14 protein-coding genes are annotated in these 19,002 nt (G+C 61.0%); 9 read left to right on the forward strand and 5 right to left on the reverse strand.

The genetic code is table 11. From position 1 onward, the window contains the following. From paaC to paaZ, 7 genes are all read left to right on the forward strand, one after another. Complete coding sequence (gene paaC, locus ACA072_RS19445; protein WP_497619912.1) at positions 1 to 762, forward strand: 1,2-phenylacetyl-CoA epoxidase subunit PaaC; 762 nt, start codon at positions 1 to 3, stop codon at positions 760 to 762. After that, the gene (gene paaD, locus ACA072_RS19450; protein ID WP_497619915.1) at positions 749 to 1,282 is read left to right on the forward strand and encodes a 1,2-phenylacetyl-CoA epoxidase subunit PaaD; all 534 of its coding nucleotides are present in this window, start codon (positions 749 to 751) and stop codon (positions 1,280 to 1,282) included. Before paaC ends, paaD begins: the two co-directional genes overlap by 14 nt. Before the next feature lie 32 nt (positions 1,283 to 1,314). Next, positions 1,315 to 2,391, forward strand: coding sequence for a 1,2-phenylacetyl-CoA epoxidase subunit PaaE (gene paaE, locus ACA072_RS19455; RefSeq protein ID WP_497619917.1), 1,077 nt, complete (start codon positions 1,315 to 1,317; stop codon positions 2,389 to 2,391). A gap of 236 nt (positions 2,392 to 2,627) precedes the next feature. Next, on the forward strand, positions 2,628 to 2,936 hold the full coding sequence (locus tag ACA072_RS19460; protein ID WP_497619919.1) for a DUF485 domain-containing protein: 309 nt from the start codon (positions 2,628 to 2,630) through the stop codon (positions 2,934 to 2,936). Next, on the forward strand, positions 2,933 to 4,579 hold the full coding sequence (locus ACA072_RS19465; protein WP_497619921.1) for a cation acetate symporter: 1,647 nt from the start codon (positions 2,933 to 2,935) through the stop codon (positions 4,577 to 4,579). Before ACA072_RS19460 ends, ACA072_RS19465 begins: the two co-directional genes overlap by 4 nt. A 34-nt stretch (positions 4,580 to 4,613) precedes the next feature. Further along, the gene (locus ACA072_RS19470) at positions 4,614 to 5,867 is read left to right on the forward strand and encodes an OprD family porin (protein ID WP_497619923.1); all 1,254 of its coding nucleotides are present in this window, start codon (positions 4,614 to 4,616) and stop codon (positions 5,865 to 5,867) included. Between the two features lie 58 nt (positions 5,868 to 5,925). Then, positions 5,926 to 7,980, forward strand: a complete 2,055-nt coding sequence (gene paaZ, locus ACA072_RS19475; protein WP_497619925.1) for a phenylacetic acid degradation bifunctional protein PaaZ — start codon at positions 5,926 to 5,928, stop codon at positions 7,978 to 7,980. A gap of 171 nt (positions 7,981 to 8,151) precedes the next feature. Here paaZ and ACA072_RS19480 read toward each other — a convergent pair whose 3' ends face one another. Genes ACA072_RS19480 through ACA072_RS19490 form a run of 3 tightly spaced genes read right to left on the reverse strand, consistent with a single transcriptional unit; the run spans position 8,152 to position 11,595 of the window. Next, on the reverse strand, positions 8,152 to 8,988 hold the full coding sequence (locus ACA072_RS19480; protein ID WP_497619927.1) for a helix-turn-helix transcriptional regulator: 837 nt from the start codon (positions 8,986 to 8,988) through the stop codon (positions 8,152 to 8,154). 53 nt (positions 8,989 to 9,041) lie between these two features. Beyond that, positions 9,042 to 10,460: an aminotransferase gene (locus ACA072_RS19485; protein ID WP_497619929.1), complete on the reverse strand. Its 1,419-nt coding sequence runs from the start codon at positions 10,458 to 10,460 to the stop codon at positions 9,042 to 9,044. A 31-nt stretch (positions 10,461 to 10,491) separates the two neighbouring features. Further along, entirely contained in the window at positions 10,492 to 11,595 is a 1,104-nt protein-coding gene (locus tag ACA072_RS19490; RefSeq protein ID WP_497619931.1) for a polyamine ABC transporter substrate-binding protein, read from the reverse strand. Positions 11,596 to 11,812: 217 nt separating this feature from the next. Here ACA072_RS19490 and ACA072_RS19495 point away from each other — a divergent pair, with 217 nt between their 5' ends. Both ACA072_RS19495 and ACA072_RS19500 read left to right on the forward strand, forming a co-directional pair. Beyond that, positions 11,813 to 12,595 (forward strand): enoyl-CoA hydratase, encoded by a 783-nt coding sequence (locus tag ACA072_RS19495; RefSeq protein ID WP_497619933.1) that lies wholly within the window; start codon positions 11,813 to 11,815, stop codon positions 12,593 to 12,595. Continuing rightward, positions 12,592 to 13,773, forward strand: a complete 1,182-nt coding sequence (locus ACA072_RS19500) for an acetyl-CoA C-acyltransferase family protein (protein WP_497619935.1) — start codon at positions 12,592 to 12,594, stop codon at positions 13,771 to 13,773. The genes ACA072_RS19495 and ACA072_RS19500 overlap by 4 nt, the downstream gene beginning before the upstream one ends. Positions 13,774 to 13,866: 93 nt before the next feature. Here ACA072_RS19500 and ACA072_RS19505 read toward each other — a convergent pair whose 3' ends face one another. Next, entirely contained in the window at positions 13,867 to 14,271 is a 405-nt protein-coding gene (locus ACA072_RS19505; RefSeq protein ID WP_497619937.1) for a hypothetical protein, read from the reverse strand. Between the two features lie 204 nt (positions 14,272 to 14,475). Then, a complete protein-coding gene (locus tag ACA072_RS19510; protein ID WP_497619938.1) occupies positions 14,476 to 18,987 on the reverse strand; it encodes a hemagglutinin repeat-containing protein in 4,512 nt (1,503 codons plus the stop codon). Positions 18,988 to 19,002: the final 15 nt, after the last annotated feature.

Below are 19,002 nucleotides of genomic sequence, written 5' to 3' on the forward strand. Positions count from 1 at the left end.
ATGAATACCAAGACCGATCTGATCGAATACCTGCTGCGCCTCGGCGACAGCGCCCTGATCCAGGGCCAGCGCCTGTGCCAATGGTGCGGCAAGGCCCCGGCGCTGGAAGAAGAACTGGCGCTGATGAACGTCGGCCTCGACCTTGTGGGCCAGGCGCGCAACTGGCTGGAGTACGCTGCCGAACTGCTGAACGACGGTCGCGACGCCGATCACCTGGCGTTCCGCCGTGACGAGCGCGCCTACCGCAATCTGCTGCTGGTGGAACAACCCAACGGCGATTACGCGGTGACCATTCTCAAGCAGTTCCTGTATGACGCCTGGCACCTGCAGGTACTCAAATGTTTGAGCGAGTCCAGCGACGAACGCATCGCCGGGATCGCCGCCAAAGCCGTGAAGGAAGTCACCTATCATCTGCGCCGCTCCGGCGAATGGGTCGAGCGCCTGGGTGACGGCACCGAGGAAAGCCACAACCGCATGATCGCGGCTATCCCTGAGGTCTGGCGTTTCACGGTCGAGCTGACCAGCGCCGATGACAGCGAGCAACGACTGTGCGCAGCCGGCATCACCCCGGACGCCGCGCAAGTCGCTGCGGCGTGGCAGGCCAAGGTCAACGAAATCTTCGCCAGCGCCACCCTGTCAGTGCCCGCTGCGCCGAGTTATTTCTACCTGAATGCGCGCAAAGGCCTGCACACCGAACACCTCGGCATTCTGTTGGCCGAGATGCAATTCCTGCCACGAGCGTACCCCGATGCAACCTGGTGAGTTGATCGCCAGCGACCTCGGTGCCCGGTCGGCTCAACCGACCGATCTGGCAGCGGCCTGGGCGACATTGGCGCAGGTCATGGACCCGGAAGTGCCGGTGGTCAGCGTGGTCGACCTGGGCATCGTGCGCGATCTCGACTGGCAGGCCGGTCATCTGCACGTGGTGGTCACACCGACCTACTCCGGTTGCCCCGCTACGGAAGTGATCGAGAGCGACATCCGCGAGGCGCTGGAACGGGCCGGATTCAAGGCGCCGTTACTGGAGCGCAAATTGACCCCGGCCTGGACCACCGACTGGATCACCGACAGTGGCCGCGAACGACTGCGCGCCTACGGCATCGCACCGCCCGAGGGCAGCACCAGCAAACGCAGCCTGCTCGGCGAAAGCCCGGTGATCGTTTGCCCGCAATGCGGCAGCGCCCACACCGAAGTGCTCAGCGAATTCGGCTCTACGGCGTGCAAGGCGTTATACCGCTGCGTCGATTGCCGGGAACCGTTCGACTATTTCAAGTGCATCTGAGCGGCGATCGGCCGTCCAGCTGGAGAATAAAAATGAGTAAATTTCACAGCCTGACCATCAAGGATGTGCGCGCCGAAACCCGTGACGCGGTGTCCATCGCCTTCGAAATTCCGCAGCACCTGCAAGACAGTTTTCACTTCACCCAGGGCCAGCACCTGGTGATGCGCACCCAGATGGACGGCGAAGAAGTGCGTCGTTCCTATTCAATCTGCACCGGTGTCAACGACGGCGAACTGCGCGTCGCCATCAAGCGTGTGGCCGGTGGCCGTTTCTCGGCGTTTGCAAACGAGCAGTTGCAGGCCGGGCACAGCCTGGAAGTGATGCCGCCCGCCGGGCATTTTCATGTCGATCTCGACCCGGCTCGCCATGGCAACTATCTGGCCGTCGCGGCGGGCAGCGGCATCACGCCGATCCTGTCGATCATCAAGACCACCCTGCAAACCGAACCGCACAGCCGCGTGACGCTGCTGTATGGCAACCGCTCCAGCTCCGGCGCGCTGTTTCGTGAACAACTCGAAGACCTGAAAAACCGCTACCTGCAGCGCCTGAACCTGATCTTCGTCTTCAGTCGCGAACAGCAGGATGTCGACCTGTACAACGGCCGGATCAACGCCGAGAAATGCGAGCAACTGTTTTCCCGCTGGCTCGACGTCAAAGCCCTCGATGCGGCGTTCATCTGCGGCCCGCAGGAAATGACCGAAACCGTGCGCGACAGTCTCAAGGCCAAAGGCATGGCGCCTGAACGCATCCATTTCGAACTGTTCGCTGCCGTCGGCAGCACGCAAAAACGCGAGGCCCGCGAGGCGGCGCGCCAGGTGGATGCCGCCGTCAGCCAGATCACCGTCATCAGCGACGGCCGCGCCCTGGCCTTCGACCTGCCGCGCAACAGCCAGAGCATCCTCGACGCCGGCAACGCGCAGGGTGCCGAACTGCCCTACTCGTGCAAGGCCGGTGTGTGCTCGACCTGCAAATGCAAAGTCATCGAAGGCGAGGTGGAAATGGACAGCAACCACGCTCTGGAAGACTACGAAGTGGCCGCCGGTTACGTGCTGTCGTGCCAGGCCTTTCCGGTGAGCGACAAGGTTGTGCTGGATTTCGACCAGTTCTGATGCTTAACGCGGCTCTGTAGCAGCTGTCGAGCCCCAGCGAGGCTGCGTTCGGCTGCAAAGCAGTCGTGAAATCAGGCGATGCGGTACTTCAGGAAAACCTCGTGGTCAAGTTTTACGACTGCTTCGCAGCCGAACGCAGCCTCGCTGGGGCTCGACAGCTGCTACAGGGCCGGATGCAGGTTTCGACAACGGTTAACGTTTCACCCCACAACAAAAACAACAACAGAGAGCGCGCCATGACACCCAAAGACGTAGAACTCATCCGCCGGCACCCCGACTTCATCCAGTTGGTACGCCGCAAACAAAACCTCTACTGGTCGCTGTCGCTGATCATGCTGGTGATCTATTTCGGCTTCGTCTTGCTGGTGGCGTTCTCCCCCGCCACCCTCGGCCAATCCCTGAGTGGCGGCGTCACCACCGTAGGCATGCTGGTCGGTGTGGTGATCGTGGTGCTGGCCTTTGCACTGACCGGTTTCTACGTCTATCGCGCCAACAACATCATCGACCCGCTCAACGAAAAACTGAAACAGGAGTGCGCCCGATGAGCCGTCTTCTCGCGTTGTTCCTGCTGCCGCTGGCAGTGGTCACCGACATGGCGGTTGCCGCCGACGGCGCATCCCGCCCACTGAACTGGAACGCCATCGGCATGTTCCTGGTGTTCGTTCTTTTTACCCTCGGCGTCACCCGCTGGGCAGCATTGCGCACTCGCTCCGCCAGCGATTTCTACACCGCCGGCGGTGGCATGACCGGTTTTCAGAACGGCCTGGCGATTGCCGGCGACATGATCTCTGCGGCATCCTTCCTCGGCATCTCCGCCATGATGTTCCTCAATGGCTATGACGGTTTGCTGTATGCATTGGGCGTATTGGCCGGCTGGCCGATCATTCTGTTTCTGATCGCCGAACGCCTGCGCAACCTCGGTAAATACACCTTCGCCGACGTGGTCTCCTATCGCCTGGAACAAACCCCGGTGCGCCTGACCTCGGCCTTCGGCACCCTGACCGTGGCGCTGATGTATCTGGTGGCGCAGATGGTCGGCGCCGGCAAGTTGATCGAATTGCTGTTCGGTATCGACTACCTCTACGCGGTCATGCTGGTTGGCGTATTGATGGTGTTCTACGTGACCTTCGGCGGCATGCTCGCCACCACTTGGGTGCAGATCATCAAAGCGGTGATGCTGCTGTTCGGCACCACCTTCATGGCGTTCATGGTGCTCAAGCATTTCGGTTTCAGCACCGAAGCGATGTTCGCCGGCGCCACCGCCGTGCACGCCAAGGGCAACGCAATCATGGCGCCCGGTGGCCTGCTGTCGAACCCGATCGATGCGATCTCGCTGGGGCTGGGCATGATGTTCGGCACCGCCGGCCTGCCCCACATCCTGATGCGTTTCTTCACCGTCAGCGACGCCAGGGAAGCGCGTAAAAGCGTGTTCTACGCCACTGGCTTTATCGGCTACTTCTACCTGCTGCTGATCATCGTCGGTTTCGGCGCTATCGTCATGGTCGGCACCGATCCGGCGTTCCGCGATGCCAGCGGCGCGATCATCGGCGGCGGCAACATGATCGCCGTGCACCTGGCCCAGGCCGTGGGTGGCAACCTGTTCCTCGGCTTCATCTCAGCGGTCGCCTTCGCCACCATTCTCGCAGTGGTCGCCGGGCTGGCGTTGTCCGGCGCCTCGGCGGTGTCCCACGATTTGTATGCCTGCGTGATGCGCAAGGGTCAGGCCACAGAGCAGCAGGAAATCCGCGTGTCGCGCATTGCCACGCTGTGCATCGGCGTCCTGGCAATCATTCTCGGCCTGTTGTTCGAATCGCAGAACATCGCGTTCCTCTCCGGCCTGGTGCTGGCCATTGCCGCCTCGGTGAATTTCCCGGTGCTGTTCCTCTCGATGTACTGGAAAGGCCTGACCACCCGCGGTGCCGTCACCGGCAGTCTGACAGGGTTGATTTCGGCGATTGTCCTGCTGGTCCTGAGCCCGGCGGTGTGGGTCAACGTGCTGCATCACGACAAGGCCCTGTTCCCCTACTCCAACCCGGCGCTGTTTTCCATGAGCCTGGCCTTTTTAAGCGCCTGGGTATTTTCGGTCACCGACTCCTCACCTCGTGCAGCCCTTGAGCGTGGCCGTTACCTGGCGCAGTTCATCCGTTCGATGACCGGTATCGGTGCCTCTGGCGCCAGCAAGCACTAAACGACAATCGATCTGATGGCAGGGAATAAAAATAATGAAGCCCGCGCGTACCGCACCTTACGAATCACTGTTTTCGTTCGCCGCCGCATTGAGTCTACCCGTGGTCGCACCCAGCGCCATGGCCGACTTCATCGACGACAGCAAGGCCCGCATTGAGATGCGCAACCACTACATCAATCGCGATTTCCGTCAGGACAACGCACCACAATCCAAGGCTGAAGAATGGGCGCAGGGGTTCACCGCGCGCATCGAGTCCGGGTTCACCGACGGGACCTTCGGCTTCGGTCTCGATGCGTTGGGGGAACTGGGGTTGAAACTCGACTCCAGCCCGGATCGCCGCGGCACCGGGCTGCTGCCCTTTGGCCCGAACAGCCATGAGCCTGCGGACGAGTTCAGCGAACTGGGGCTGACCGGCAAGCTGCGGGTATCCAAGAGCGTGTTGAAGATCGGCACCCTGCAACCCCTGCTGCCTGTGGTGACCTACAACGATACCCGCTTGCTGGGTTCGACCTTTCAAGGCGGCTTGCTGACCAGCCAGGAAATAAACGGCCTGACGGTGAATACCGGACGCCTGACCAAGGCCAATCTGCGGGACTCCTCCAGCAACGATGACATCGGTTACGGCGCTGCCAGTAGCGATCACTTCGACTTCGCGGGCGGCAACTACGCCTTAAGCCCGCAACTGAACCTGAGCTACTACTACGGCAAGCTCGATCAGATTTATCGCCAGCAGTTCGTCGGACTGGTGCATACCCAGCCGCTGGGCAACGGTTTCAACCTGCGCAGCGACCTGCGCTATTTCGACAGCCGGGGCGACGGCGCCGAACGGGCCGGGCGTATCGATAACCGCAATTTCAACAGCATGTTCACCGTGTCCCACGGCGCCCACAAGGTCAGTGCCACATACCAGCAGTTGTCCGGCGACAGCGCCTTTCCGTTCCTCAATGGCGGCGATCCGTATGTGGTCAACCTGGTGACCTTCAACACCTACACCCGCGCCGACGAGGATTCCTGGCAGCTGCGTTACGACTATGACTTCGCGGCGCAAGGCATCCCAGGCCTGACCTTCATGACGCGCTACACCGACGGTCGCCACGTCAAGGCCGGCAGCGTCGACAATGGCCGCGAGCGGGAGCGCGACACCGACATCAGTTACGTCATCCAGAGCGGCCCGTTCAAGGACGTCAGCCTGCGCTGGCGCAACGTGACTTTCCGCTCCGGCAATGGCTTGAATACCGCCCTCGATGAGAACCGGCTGATTGTCGGTTACACCGTGGCGCTTTGGTAATCCCTGAAGGGCGCGGTAGCCACCGCGCCAACACCTTCCACAACCTGGAGGAATCGTGATGACTCACGCCCCTACCCTGCAAAGTTTCATCGCCGGTCGCTGGATCGGCCAACACGGTGCCCAAGTGCTGCGCAGCGCCATCGACGGCCATGAGATTGCGCGCACTCACGAAGAGCGCCCGGACTTCGCCGAAGCGGTCGAACACGGTCGTCGCCAGGGCGTCAGTGGGCTAATGGCGCTGGACTTCCAGCAACGCGCCCAACGTCTCAAGGCCCTGGCCTTGTACCTGAGCGAACGCAAAGAGCAGCTCTACGCCATTTCCCACCACAGCGGCGCCACCCGCGCCGACAGCTGGATCGACATCGAAGGCGGCAACAGCACGCTGTTTACCTACGCCAGCCTCGGCTCGCGGGAATTGCCGTCGGGCAACATCGTCCACGAAGGCCCGGCGATGCAGCTGAGCAAACTCGGCACCTTCGCCGGCACGCACATCCTGGTGCCCCGTGGCGGCCTGGCCGTGCACATCAACGCGTTCAACTTCCCGATCTGGGGCATGCTGGAAAAGTTCGCGCCAAGCTTCCTGGCCGGCATGCCGTGCATCGTCAAACCGGCCAGCGCCACCAGCTACCTGACGGAAGCCGTGGTACGGCTGATGGACGAATCCGGCTTGCTGCCGGCGGGCAGCTTGCAATTGATCATCGGCAGCACCGGCGACTTGCTCGACCGCCTGCAAGGCCAGGACGTAGTAACCTTCACCGGCTCTGCCGCCACCGCCGCCAAGCTGCGGGTCAACCCGAACCTGATCCGCAACTCGGTGCCGTTCAACGCCGAAGCCGACTCGCTGAACTGCGCAATCCTCGCCCCGGACGTGACGCCGGACGACGAAGAGTTCGAGCTGTTCATCAAGGAAGTCGCCCGGGAAATGACCACCAAGGCCGGGCAGAAATGCACCGCCATTCGCCGCGCCATCGTTCCGGCCAAACACATCGATGCCGTCGCCACCCGACTGCGCGACCGGCTGAAGAAAGTCGTGGTCGGCGACCCGTCGGTGGAAGGCGTGCGCATGGGCGCTCTGGCCTCCCACGATCAGCAAAAAGACGTCGCCGAGCGCCTGGAAAGCCTGCTGCAAAGCAGCGATATGCTGTTCGGTGCCCGCGACGGTTTCGAACCGCGCGGTGAAAACGTCAACCAGGGTGCGTTCTTTGCGCCGACGTTGCTGCAATCACGCGACCCGCACGCCGAGGGTGGTGCACACGACATAGAAGCGTTCGGTCCGGTCAGCACGCTGATGGCTTACGACGATCTGGACGAAGCACTGGCCTTGGCTGCGCGCGGCAAAGGCAGCCTGGTGGCCAGTTTGATCACCAAGGACCCACAGATCGCCGCCAAGGCAATCCCGGTCGCCGCTGCCTGGCACGGCCGTTTGCTGGTACTCGACCGCGAGTCAGCCGGCGAATCCACCGGCCACGGCTCGCCACTGCCACAACTCAAGCACGGTGGCCCGGGACGTGCTGGTGGCGGTGAAGAACTTGGCGGTCTGCGCGCGGTGAAACACTACCTGCAACGCGCGGCGGTGCAAGGCTCACCGACCATGCTGGCAGCGGTTACCGGTGAATATGTGCGGGGCGCCAAGGTCCTCGAAACCGAAGTGCATCCGTTCCGCCGGTTCTTCCAGGACCTGCAGATCGGCGAATCGCTGCTGACTCACCGGCGCACCGTGACTGAGGCCGATCTGGTGAACTTCGGCTGCCTGTCCGGCGATCACTTCTACATGCACTTCGACGACATCGCCGCCAAGGAATCGCAGTTCGGCAAACGCATCGCTCACGGCTACTTCGTGCTGTCGGCGGCGGCCGGTTTGTTTGTCTCGCCGGCGCCGGGCCCGGTGCTGGCCAACTATGGCCTGGACACGTTGCGCTTCATTACCCCGGTGGGGATTGGCGACACGATTCAGGCGCGCCTGACCTGCAAGCGCAAGATCGACCAGGGGAAGAAGAGCCCGCAGGGGATCCCGCAAGGGGTGGTGGCGTGGGATGTGGAAGTGACGAACCAGTTGGGAGAGCTGGTTGCCAGTTATGACATTTTAACCCTGGTCGTTAAACGCGAAGATTGACCCTGAGGGTTGATCACAGATCCTGTGGTCAACATGAATCCCATGTGGGAGCTAGCCTGCTAGCGATGGTCGCTCAGACACCGCGTTCATTCAGACAGCACGCGCTATCGTTGACGTTCATCGCTAGCAGGCTAGCTCCCACAGGGGGCTTGGGTGGGTTGTAGAGTTGGATCAGTGCTTGCGCAGCCACTCGATAAACAGTGCAAACAGCTCCGACTGTGAACCGATCTCCAACTTCAAATACAGATTCTTGCGGTGCATGCGCACGGTCTCCGGCGAGATGCTCATCTGGCTGGCCGTGGACTTCACGGAGTGGCCGCGGAGCACCATGTGCGCCACTTCGCGCTCGCGCTCGGTCAGCAAGTCGCAGCCAAAATGCTCGAAGGCGGACTGCACGCGTTGCCTGAGATCGTCACGTACGCCTTGATTGGCGGCACTGTGCTGTAAGCCCCGGCGTCCAAACTCGCTGATGAATTCGCGCACGAGCGGCTCGACCGCCCGCAGCAGATTCAGCTGTTCAACCCTCAGCCCTTCCCCGCCAAAACCCTGAAACAGGCTCACCGACACCTTGGTGTCATTGCCGGTATCGACAATATAAAAACTGTCTTCCGAACTGCCGGCCTTCAAGTAGTAAGTCTTGTAGTACTCACTGTCGAAAAAGTTGTCCGGAGCAATGTCCTCCAGGTGATAAAACCCTTCGGCCAGCCCCTGCTCCACCGCCAGGCAAAACGGGTCGAGCAGGTAGCCGCCGGAAAAATAGCGGTCGATGATCGACTCCCGGTATTTTTCCGGAATGCCACGCTGATACAGCAACTGTGGCGGGCGGTCCTTGTGTTCCAGGCTGATCATCACCGATTCGATGGACACCAGATGCCCGAAAGCCGACGCCAGGAACTGCAGCGCGTCGGGCTCATCGATGTGGGCGAACGCCTGGCGCAGGTCGCCGTGCCATTTATGCAAGGCGCCAAAGGGCAAGGCGATCAACGTGTCGTCGTTTGGTTTGCTCATGCCCCGCAGTCTAGCCGGTGAACCGGCACCTGTTAACCGCGGAGTCGAGGAACTCATTGGCCGAAGTACTGGCCGTTTTGCTCAAGCTCACCCGCCACTTCAAGAATGCACACCCGCAGGATCTCGACGATTTCATCCACCTGCGCGCAAGAAAGGATCAGCGGCGGCGACATGACATTAAGGTGCATGATCGGCCGCACCAGCAACCCTCGGGCCTGGGCCCGGGAATGAATCATCTCGCCAATGTTGATCTCGTCGGCGAACAACGCCTTGGTGCGTTTATCAGCGACGAATTCCACGCAGGCCATAAACTTCTGGCAGCGCACATCGCCCACCAGCGGCAAGTCGCTGAGTGTCGCCAAACGCTGCTCCAGATAAGCGCCGACCACATCGACATGCTCCAGCAGGTTTTCCCGTTCGATGATTTCAATGTTCTTCAACGCCGCCGTGCAGCAGACCGGATGGCCGCTGTAGGTGAAGCCGTGGGTGAAGCAGCGGCCCGTGCCGGGTTCGGCGATGACTTTCCAGATACGGTCGGAAAAAATACAGGCGCCCAACGGCAAGTAAGCCGACGTCAGCCCCTTGGCCGTGGTGATGATGTCTGGCTGAACATCAAACAGATCCCAGGAGGCGAAAAACTTGCCCAAACGCCCGAACGACGTCACCACTTCATCGGCGACAAACAGAATGTCGTAGCGCTGGCAGACTTCCCACATGCGTTTCAGATAACCCTTGGGCGGAATAATCACGCCGCCGGAACCCATGATCGGCTCGGCAAAAAAGCCCGCGACCTTGTCCGCGCCGATGGACAGAATCTTGTCTTCAAACTCCTTGATCAGAAACTCGAGAAACTGCGCCTTGTCCATGCCATCCGGCGCCCGATATGGGTTGGGGTTGGAGACGTGGTGAATCTTGTCGTTGGCGTAGTCGAATTCCGGCACGCGGTCGGCGGCCTTGTTGCCGATCGACATCGTCAGGGTGGTGGAGCCGTGATACGCGTTGAAACGGGCGATGACGTGCTTCTTTTCCGGTTTGCCGCGGCAGTTCTGATAGTACTGAATCAAGCGGTACGCGGTGTCCACGGCGGTGGAGCCGCCGGTGGTCAGGAACACGTGATCGAGGTCGCCGGGGGCCAGGCTGGCGAGTTTCTCGCACAACTGGATGGCGACGTTGTTGGACATGTCGGAAAACGGGTTCGAGTACGCCAGTTGACGGACCTGATCGGCAATCGCCAGTGCCATTTCTTCACGGCCCAGACCGATGTTCGTACACCACATACCACCGACCGCGTCGAGAAAACGGTTGCCCTGGGTGTCGTAAATATAAGCGCCGTCACCGGCGACGATGTTCAGTGCGCCCTGTTCGGCGTGCTCGTCGAACATGTGATAGCCGTGCATGTAGTGCGCTTTGTCGGCTTTGACCAGTTGCGCGTTATCAACGTCAGAAACGATTTTCTTGATTGGAGTCGCCATACAAAAAACCTCAAACCGAACAATTAAACAATCAGATCCCGCTCTTTACCGTGCTCCAGACCCGGGTCATGGCGCGCATCTCTTTTGCGTCCTGAGTCTTTTGCGGAAACAACCGCTGGCGCGTTTCGTCATCGGGATAAATCGCCGGGTTGTTACGCACATCGGCGTGCACCAACGGCGTGGCCGCCGCGTTGCTGTTGGCGTAGTGAATGAAGTCCGTCACGTCGGCCATGACTTGTGGCTGCATCAAGTAATCGAGGAACTTGTGCGCATTGGCCACGTGCGGCGCATCGGCGGGGATGTAAAGATTGTCGAACCAGATCAGCGAACCTTCCTTTGGAATGAAATAAGCCAATTTGATCTTCAACTTGGCCTCTTCGGCGCGGGCCATGGCGGTCGCGTAGTCACCCGACCAGGTCATGGCCATGCACACATCGCCATTGGGCAGGCTGGTCAGGTAGTTGACCGAGTCGAACTTGCGGATATAGGGCCTGATGGACAACAGCAACGCTTGCGCCGCTTCCAGATCGGCCGGCGCGGCGCTTCTCGGGTCGCGCCCCAGGTACTTCAGCGCCAGTGGAATGACTTCGGTGGGCGCATCGACCAGGGTCACGCCGCAATCAGCGAAGCGCGAAACGATTTTCGGGTCGAAAATCATCGCCAGCGAACCAATTGGCGCGTCCGGCATGCGTTCCTTGATCTTGTCGACGTTGTACGTGATGCCGTTGCTGCCCCAGGTATAGGGCGCCGAGTACAGCGTGCCGGCATCAAACCCCTGCAGGTCCTGCAAGACTTTCGGGTCAAGGTTGGTCCAGCCCGGCAGCAACTTTTTATCGAGCGGCTGGAACACTTTGGCTTTGATCAGCGGTGGCGCGAGGGAAGCGTTCAACACCACCAGGTCATAACCGGAGTGGCCGGTGAGCAACTTGGCCTGAACCGTTTCATACGCATCAAAAGTGTCGTAAATAACCTTGATGCCGGTCGCTTTCTGAAAGTCGGCAATGGTTTTTTCGCCGATGTAATCCGCCCAGTTATACAGCCGCAACGTGTTGTTATCGTCCACTTCGGCGCCGTGGACGCCCACCGACAGCGGCGCAATTAACGCACCTAGCATCACCAAGAAGGCCTTGCGCATAGCAAATTCACCTTATCAAGCGAGTTCCGATCTGGATGAGCGGATGAATCCACTATTGGTCGATTCAGTAAACCGCGCCATACCCCGAATGGGTGTGTGAGCCTTGCGACGGCCCGACATGGCAAAAAACAGCAGTTTCGTTGACTTGTTTTGTCATAGATCCAGCGCCGGTCCCGCGCTTAGAGTGCCCTGCATAGAGATCACCCAGGGCACGTACATGAACGACCTGATCAAACAAGAACGACACGAAGGCGTCCTGACGCTGACCTTTGACCGCCCCGACAAACTCAACGCGCTGAACAACAGCATGTACACGCAGCTGGGCGACCTGTTGCTGGCCGCTGATGAGGACGCTGACATCGGCGTAATCATCCTCACGGGTGGCGCCTCGTGCTTTACCAGCGGCAACGACCTGGCGGATTTTCTCCAGCATCCGCCGACCGATCTGGACAGCCCGGCATTTCGCCTGATGCGCGTGGTCATCCACCTGCAAAAACCGTTGATTGCGGCCGTTTGCGGAGCAGCGATCGGCATCGGCACCACCCTGCTTCTGCATTGCGATCAGGTGCTGGTCACCCGCAATGTCCGGTTACGCACGCCGTTCGTGAACCTGGGCCTGTGCCCGGAGTTTGGCGCAAGCCTGCTGCTGCCGCGCCTGCTCGGTCATGCCCGGGCGGCGCGCTTGCTGCTATGGGGCGACAGCCTGGACGGTGCTGCCGCCGTCGCATGCGGATTGGCCAACGAACTGTTCGACGACGGGGCACAGTGCCTGGCGGCCGCCGAGCACATGGCTCGTCGACTGCTGGCGCTCCCTCAGGAATCACTGCGTCAGTCCCGACAATTGCTCAAGCAGACGTCGATGCCGGAACTGCAAGCCACCATCCGCCAAGAGAACCTGCTGTTCATCAAGCGCCTGCAAACCCCTGAAGCGCAGTCAGCGTTGAACGCACTCCTTAATCGCAACACTGAAAAGAACCCATCGACAGGAACGCCTTCATGAACACCCCAGACGTATTTGTAGTCAGCGCCGCACGCACCGCCATCGGCTCCTTTGGTGGCTCGCTCAAGGATGTCCCGCTGGCCGATCTGGCGACCACGGCCGTCAAGGCCGCCCTGGAGCGTTCCGGTGTGGACCCGGCGCAAATCGGCCATCTTGTGATGGGCAACGTGATCCCGACCGAAACCCGCGACGCCTACATCTCCCGCGTCGCCGCGATGAACGCCGGCATCCCCAAGGAAACACCCGCCTACAACGTCAACCGCCTCTGCGGTTCCGGCCTGCAAGCCATTATCAGCGCGGCCCAGACCTTGCTGCTGGGCGACGCCGAGATCGCGATCGGCGCCGGGGCCGAATCCATGAGCCGCGGCCCGTACCTGATGCCGTCCGCCCGTTGGGGTGCGCGCATGGGCAACGTCCAGGCCATCGACTACATGTTGGGCATCCTGCATGACCCGTTCCACGGCATCCACATGGGCATCACCGCCGAGAACATCGCCCAGCGCAACGGCATCACCCGCGACATGCAGGACGCCCTCGCCCTGGAAGATCAAAAACGTGCCGCGTTCGCGATCGCCAATGGCTACTTCAGTGAGCAGATCGCTGCGGTGGAAGTCCGTGGTCGCAAGGAAACGACGCTGTTCAGCATCGACGAACACCCGCGCGCCACCTCCCTGGAACAACTCGCACAGATGAAGCCGGCGTTCAAGAAGGACGGTTCGGTCACGGCCGGCAATGCCTCGGGTCTGAACGACGGCGCCGCTGCATTGGTCATGGCAACAGGCAACGCGATTCAGGCCAACAACCTGCGCCCGCTCGCCCGCCTGGTCAGCTATGCCCACGCCGGTGTCGAGCCGGAACTGATGGGCCTGGGCCCGATTCCCGCCACGCGCCTGGCACTCAAACGCGCTGGCCTGACGACGGCGGATATGGACGTGATCGAAGCCAACATCGCCTTCGCCGCCCAGGCCTGTGCGGTCAGCCAGGAACTGGACCTCGACCCGGCGAAGGTCAACCCGAACGGCTCGGGCATTTCCCTCGGCCACCCGGTGGGCGCGACAGGGGCAATGATTGCCACCAAAGCCATCCACGAACTGCACCGCGTCAACGGCCGTTATGCGTTGGTGACCATGTGCATTGGCGGTGGCCAGGGGATTGCGGCGATTTTTGAGCGGGTTTGAGTTGATTGGCCGCTGAGTAACTTATGTAGGAGGCTCCATGCTTGGGGACTACCCAATCATGGAGCCTCCTGCATAAGATTTTTCATAGAGCATTTAGCCCAGCGAGGAACCAGCCTCATCGCAGGTCTCGCCATTGGCGTTCAACAAGCGGACAACAAGCACCACAGATGTGGATGGGCCGCCATTAATCGTATATCCCACCCTCGCCGAACCGTCTCGAATCGGCTTGATGTGGTTTTTGTAATCTCTAACGATCCATTCCAGCCCTTCCGACACTTCGCGCTCCGTGACAAGCAGGGTGAACTCTGACTTGGTATCGGGAAGGGGGACGTTTGGTTCGCTGAACCCCAACCATGTAATGACAAACTCCGCCCCGATCTGCACGCCTGACAAAGGCCCGATTTTGACTTTTACGCCGTCCATTGGCTTGGATGCGCAATTAATCGCGCGCTTGCCAGTTGGAAGCGTAACGGCATCGGGAAACGTAATATCGCTCATGTTTTATCTCCAAAAAGTCTTTTTGAGTGCTTCAACTGGTTGATGGTGTGCTCGCTTGATCCATCCCCTTGGCGAATGAATTAAGAACTGAAAACCTCAACGCGACTACTGTCATAAATGACAGGTCAGCTAGACTTATTTGGCATATAAATGCGTGATCACCAAAGATGTGGGAGCGGACTCGCTCCCACACGGTAACGTTATCTAGATGTTTTTTTCGTCGATCCCGGCCTGCAGCGATTGGCTGTCGTAATGACCGCCAAGGGTGACAGGACCGAGTTTGATGCTGTGCTCATCCGGGGTTGAAACAACCGGTTTACCGGCTTCACCTTCTGTCTTTTCAGGTAAATCCAGACCGGCGTTTGTCCCGTAATCGCGGTTGCTCACGCTCGTAGTGCTGACCTCGGCCCCCCCCAGGTCAACGCGGCCTTCAGTGGCCGCAATCCGTGCACCGGTCAGTTGCGTTGTACCGTCCACCTTCAGGTTCACACCCTGGGTGCCCCTGATACCAGAAGACTGGCCAACGCTGTCTTTATGCGCGTAACCGCCTTCCAGTTTCAGTGTCGGTTTGTAGTCGGTCCCGCCCAGCTTGCTGTTTTCGGCCACTTTGTCCTTGTCGGCCGGTGCAGCCTTCTTGCCCGTCAGACCGAGGTCCACATCAAGCTTGGCGCTGGTCTGGCTGTCCTGGCGACTTTCCACGTTCAAGTCACCGCCCACCTTGCCGCTGACGTTCGCCGCATCAATCCGCGCCCCCGCCAGATGTGCATCCCCAGCGCTGTTCAATACCACGCTGTCGGCCTTGATCTGGCTGTTCTGCTGGGTCGTGCCTTGCTGGTAATCCACGCCAACCTTGGCCCCGGCGTTGAAGCCGTGATCACTCGTGGCGACGTTCTTTTCATCCACGACAACCGGCGTACTGTTGCTCAGGTTGCCGCCGGCATTGAGTGCCACATTCCAGTTAGTCCGGGTCTGAGTGGACTCAGCCGATTCCTGATAGATGCCGCCGCTCTGCGCATCGAGACTGACGCTCGCTGCGTTGACCTGGGTGCCTTGCAGGTGGATCGCGTCACCGCTCAGGGCGATTTTGGCCTGACTGTTGAGTTGGCCACCGGTCAAGGTCCGGGTCGTTTCATTGACCCGGCCGATGTTGAAATTGCCGTTCAGATTGCCGCCCTGATCAGCGCTTTTCTCCGTGCTGGTTTTGCTGCCGCCCACCTTGAGGCCACCGCCGAGGTTGCTGCCGGTCGCGGTGTGTGTGTCGGTCGCCGCTTGCAGATCGAGTTTGCCGCCTGCCTTCAGGTCAATGCCGCCCTGCGTGTCGACCTTCGTGCCTTGCAGGATCTGATCGCCACCGCTGCTCAGCAGTACTGGACCTTTGCCCTGAATGCTCGCCACCTGGGCCTGGCTGTCCCGGGTTTGTTTGCCGGTGTGATCGAGCTGGAAACCGGCACCCAGATCGACATTGGTGCCGTTGGTGCCCGGCGCTGTGCCGACGTTCAACGAGCCGTTGCCGCGCAGGCTGGAGGTGTCGCTGCTCTGGCGGTCATTGGCCTGATTCAGCGCCAGCTCACCACCGGTCTTGATCGTTACGCCGCCCTGCCCGCCATCAAAATGGCTGCCTTCGAATCGGCCATCGCCGCGCAGGTTGATGTTCACCCCTTCGCTGCCGGCATAGTTGCCGACCACGGCGCTGGAACTGTCCTTGCGCGTCTGACTGCTACCACCCGCGCCGCTCCCGGCGACGTTCACGTCCTCACCGGTTTTGGTGTAGACGCGCACGTCAGCCTTGGCGTCCAGCGTCTGATCGGTACTGCTGCGGGTATTGCTCGCAGCGCTCGCCACCAGCGTATCGGCGGTGATGGTCACCTTGCCCGCGCTCGCCTGGTATTGAGTGCCCTGGTCCTGCAACGTCCCGGCCACGTTCACGTCCACGGTGCCGCCCTTGAACTGGCTGACCACGGCGTTGCTGGTTTGCTCGGTGCGGCTGGCGTTCTGATGACCGATCGCAACGTCGATGCCCACATTGGGTTGACCAAGATTCGCCAAAGAATCCTTGTCCGGCACCTTGCCGGCCAACACGTCCTTGACCGCTCCGGCGATGGGCCGGGCGATGTCCTTGTACTCGACGTTGGCGCCGATGTCCGCCGACCAGTTGCTGTCTTTATGGGTGCTGCTGTCGGTGTTGTTTGCGGCGCGATTGTCGACATCGACCGCAGCGACATTCAGCCCTTTGCCGGTATCAAGACGCGCGCCTTCGGTGGTGAGTTTGCCGGTGTTGATGTTCAGGTTACCGCTGCTCTGCACGCCGGTGGTTTGCGCAGTGGTTTTGCTCGTGGTGTCTTGCGAGGTGGTGTGCGCGAAATCGACGCCACTGCCGGCGCGGTCGAGGCCACCGGTGTAGTAGAAGCCGCCGCTAGTGCCGGTTTTGTCCGTCGAGGTGCTGTGGCCGTCCTGCTCGGCCAGCAGCGAGACGTTTTTGCCGGTCAGCGTCGCATCGCCCTGGGTCGCCTTGACCTCGGCGCCTTTGAGGGTCAGGTCGCCGCCCGCCGCCAATTGCACAGTGCCGCCGCTGAGGCTTGAGCCCTGCTGTTTGACGTCGTTGCTGGTCACGGTTTGTTGCTTGGCTTCGTAGTGCACACCGGCACGATACTGACCGGCGTCCGGGGCGTTTTCTTTGGCGTAGGCATCGAAGCCGCGCGTCTCGGTGGTCGTGCTGTTGTCGCGGGAATTCTGCGCGGAATGCACGTTCACATCCCCCGCCGCGTCTGCGCTCAGGGTGCCGCCGGCCGTGACCGTGGAACCGGCCACTTCGATGTCCTTGGCGCTTTTGAGCGTGAGGTTGCTGTCCGACGTCAGCTCGCTGCGCACCGTGCTGCTGTCCTTGGTGTTCTGCCGGGTTTCGTCCTTGGTGATGCCGAAGAACTTGCTGTCATTGTCGTGGTTGTTGGCGTGGGAAGTGTCTTGCACACCATCGATCACCAGCGAACCCTTGTCGCTGATGACGCTTGATTCAGTGCCGCCACGCACCTGGCTGCCGCTGATGCGCACGTCGTCCGCCTTGACGATCAACTTGCCGGCCGCGTTGATCTTGCTGCCCTGGTTCTGGGTCTTGCCCTGATCGGCGTCGCCGGTTTTGCCGAAGAAACCGCCGCCTACCAGGTCGCCCGAGTAACGGTTGTCGCTGTTGCGCTGAGTGCGGCTGGCGCTGGTGATTTCCACCTGTTTGCCGGCGAGGTTGATATCACCGCCGCTGTTCAGCTCTGCACCTTCGGAACGTAGCAACGCGGCGGTCTGCAGGGCGATGTTGCCGCCCTTCAGTTGGCTGGTGATGCTGCGCTGCTCTTCGCTGCTGGTGTCCCAATTGGCTTTCCACAGGTGTTTACGGTGGTTGCCCTGATCGGTCTGGGTGTGGCTTTCGGTGGCTGCACTCAGGCGTAAATCACCGCCGCTTTGCACGCTGAGATTCTTTGCCGCCTCGATCTTGGCGGCCTTCAATTCGGTATCGCCAGCGGACGACAGTTGCGCGTCCCGGCTGGCGAGAATCTGGCTGCCGTGCTGGCGTGAATCACTGTCGGTCTGCGTGCGGTCGTAGGTTTCCCAAGTGATGCCGATAGTGCTGTTGTTCCAGTTTTCGCGTTTCTCCTGGAGATGGCGGCTTTCGACGGTGGTAAGGGTCAGGTTGCGTCCGGCGTCGAGTTTGACGTCGCGACCGCTGACGTCGGCGGCGGCCAGGGTCAGGTCCTTGCCGCTGTGCAAGGCGACGTCGCCCTGACTGCTGCGCACACCTGCCCGGACCACATCGAGGCTGTTCGGAACCGCTTGGCCGCTGATGCTCAAATCACCTGCCGAGCGAATCTGCACACCATCGCGGCCCGCGACCTGTACCGGCCCGACCCGTACGCCCGCGCCTTCGGCGGTGCTGACGATGTTGATGCGCCCAGCCTGCATGGCGCCAAACAGACTGGCGTCGATGCGTTGATCGCTGGTGTTGCCGGCCGGGTCCACGGCTTTCACCTGGCCCGAGGCGTAATCCACCTGATTGCGGCCGACGGTGAGGTTCAACTGATCGCGCGCGTTGAGGCTGCCCTGGGTGTCGATGCGCGGGGCGATCAGGTTGATCGAGCCCTCACGGTTTTGCAGGCCCGCGCCCTGAATCTGCAAGGTGCCGGTGGCATCACGGGTGCTCAGGGCTTGCAGTTTGCCGTCGCTCAATTCGGGGCGGCCGACCACCAGGTTGGCGTTCGGGGTGTTGATGAAACTGCCGCCGTTCACCGAGATACCGTTGGGGTTGGCCAACACGTAATCGGCGGCACGGCCGAAGATTTCCTGGGCACCGTTGATGGCCGACGCGTTGCGGCTGACCACTTCGTTGAGGATCACGCTCGCGGCCTGGCCCTGGAGCTGTGGGTTGGCAGCCAGTTGCCCTGCGAGCTGCGATTGCCCGGCCTGCAAGGCGTTGTTCAACACCAGGCCCTGGCGATCGACGTTGTAGTCGAGGAACTGGTTATGCGACAGGCCTGCGCCATTGGGCGCAACGATATTGACGATCGGCACACCGCCCTGGGTTTGCAGTTGCGCGGTACCGCCGGGGCCCGGCGCGACCACCACGCCACCCGCGAGGGCGCTTGGCAGATGGGCAATCAGGAACAGGCTGGCAATCGCCCAGCGCAGTTTTCCCCGAGGGGAAAGATGGAACGCAAATGTTTGTTCAGGCATAGGAACCTCTCAATA

This window comes from Pseudomonas sp. LBUM1656 (assembly GCF_059716065.1).

Coding starts and splice junctions, on each gene's coding strand:
- paaC (WP_497619912.1), top strand. CDS start 1: ATGAATACCAAGACCGATCTGATCGAATACCTGCTGCGCCTCGGCGAC.
- paaD (WP_497619915.1), top strand. CDS start 749: ATGCAACCTGGTGAGTTGATCGCCAGCGACCTCGGTGCCCGGTCGGCT.
- paaE (WP_497619917.1), top strand. CDS start 1,315: ATGAGTAAATTTCACAGCCTGACCATCAAGGATGTGCGCGCCGAAACC.
- ACA072_RS19460 (WP_497619919.1), top strand. CDS start 2,628: ATGACACCCAAAGACGTAGAACTCATCCGCCGGCACCCCGACTTCATC.
- ACA072_RS19465 (WP_497619921.1), top strand. CDS start 2,933: ATGAGCCGTCTTCTCGCGTTGTTCCTGCTGCCGCTGGCAGTGGTCACC.
- ACA072_RS19470 (WP_497619923.1), top strand. CDS start 4,614: ATGAAGCCCGCGCGTACCGCACCTTACGAATCACTGTTTTCGTTCGCC.
- paaZ (WP_497619925.1), top strand. CDS start 5,926: ATGACTCACGCCCCTACCCTGCAAAGTTTCATCGCCGGTCGCTGGATC.
- ACA072_RS19480 (WP_497619927.1), bottom strand. CDS start 8,988: ATGAGCAAACCAAACGACGACACGTTGATCGCCTTGCCCTTTGGCGCC.
- ACA072_RS19485 (WP_497619929.1), bottom strand. CDS start 10,460: ATGGCGACTCCAATCAAGAAAATCGTTTCTGACGTTGATAACGCGCAA.
- ACA072_RS19490 (WP_497619931.1), bottom strand. CDS start 11,595: ATGCGCAAGGCCTTCTTGGTGATGCTAGGTGCGTTAATTGCGCCGCTG.
- ACA072_RS19495 (WP_497619933.1), top strand. CDS start 11,813: ATGAACGACCTGATCAAACAAGAACGACACGAAGGCGTCCTGACGCTG.
- ACA072_RS19500 (WP_497619935.1), top strand. CDS start 12,592: ATGAACACCCCAGACGTATTTGTAGTCAGCGCCGCACGCACCGCCATC.
- ACA072_RS19505 (WP_497619937.1), bottom strand. CDS start 14,271: ATGAGCGATATTACGTTTCCCGATGCCGTTACGCTTCCAACTGGCAAG.
- ACA072_RS19510 (WP_497619938.1), bottom strand. CDS start 18,987: ATGCCTGAACAAACATTTGCGTTCCATCTTTCCCCTCGGGGAAAACTG.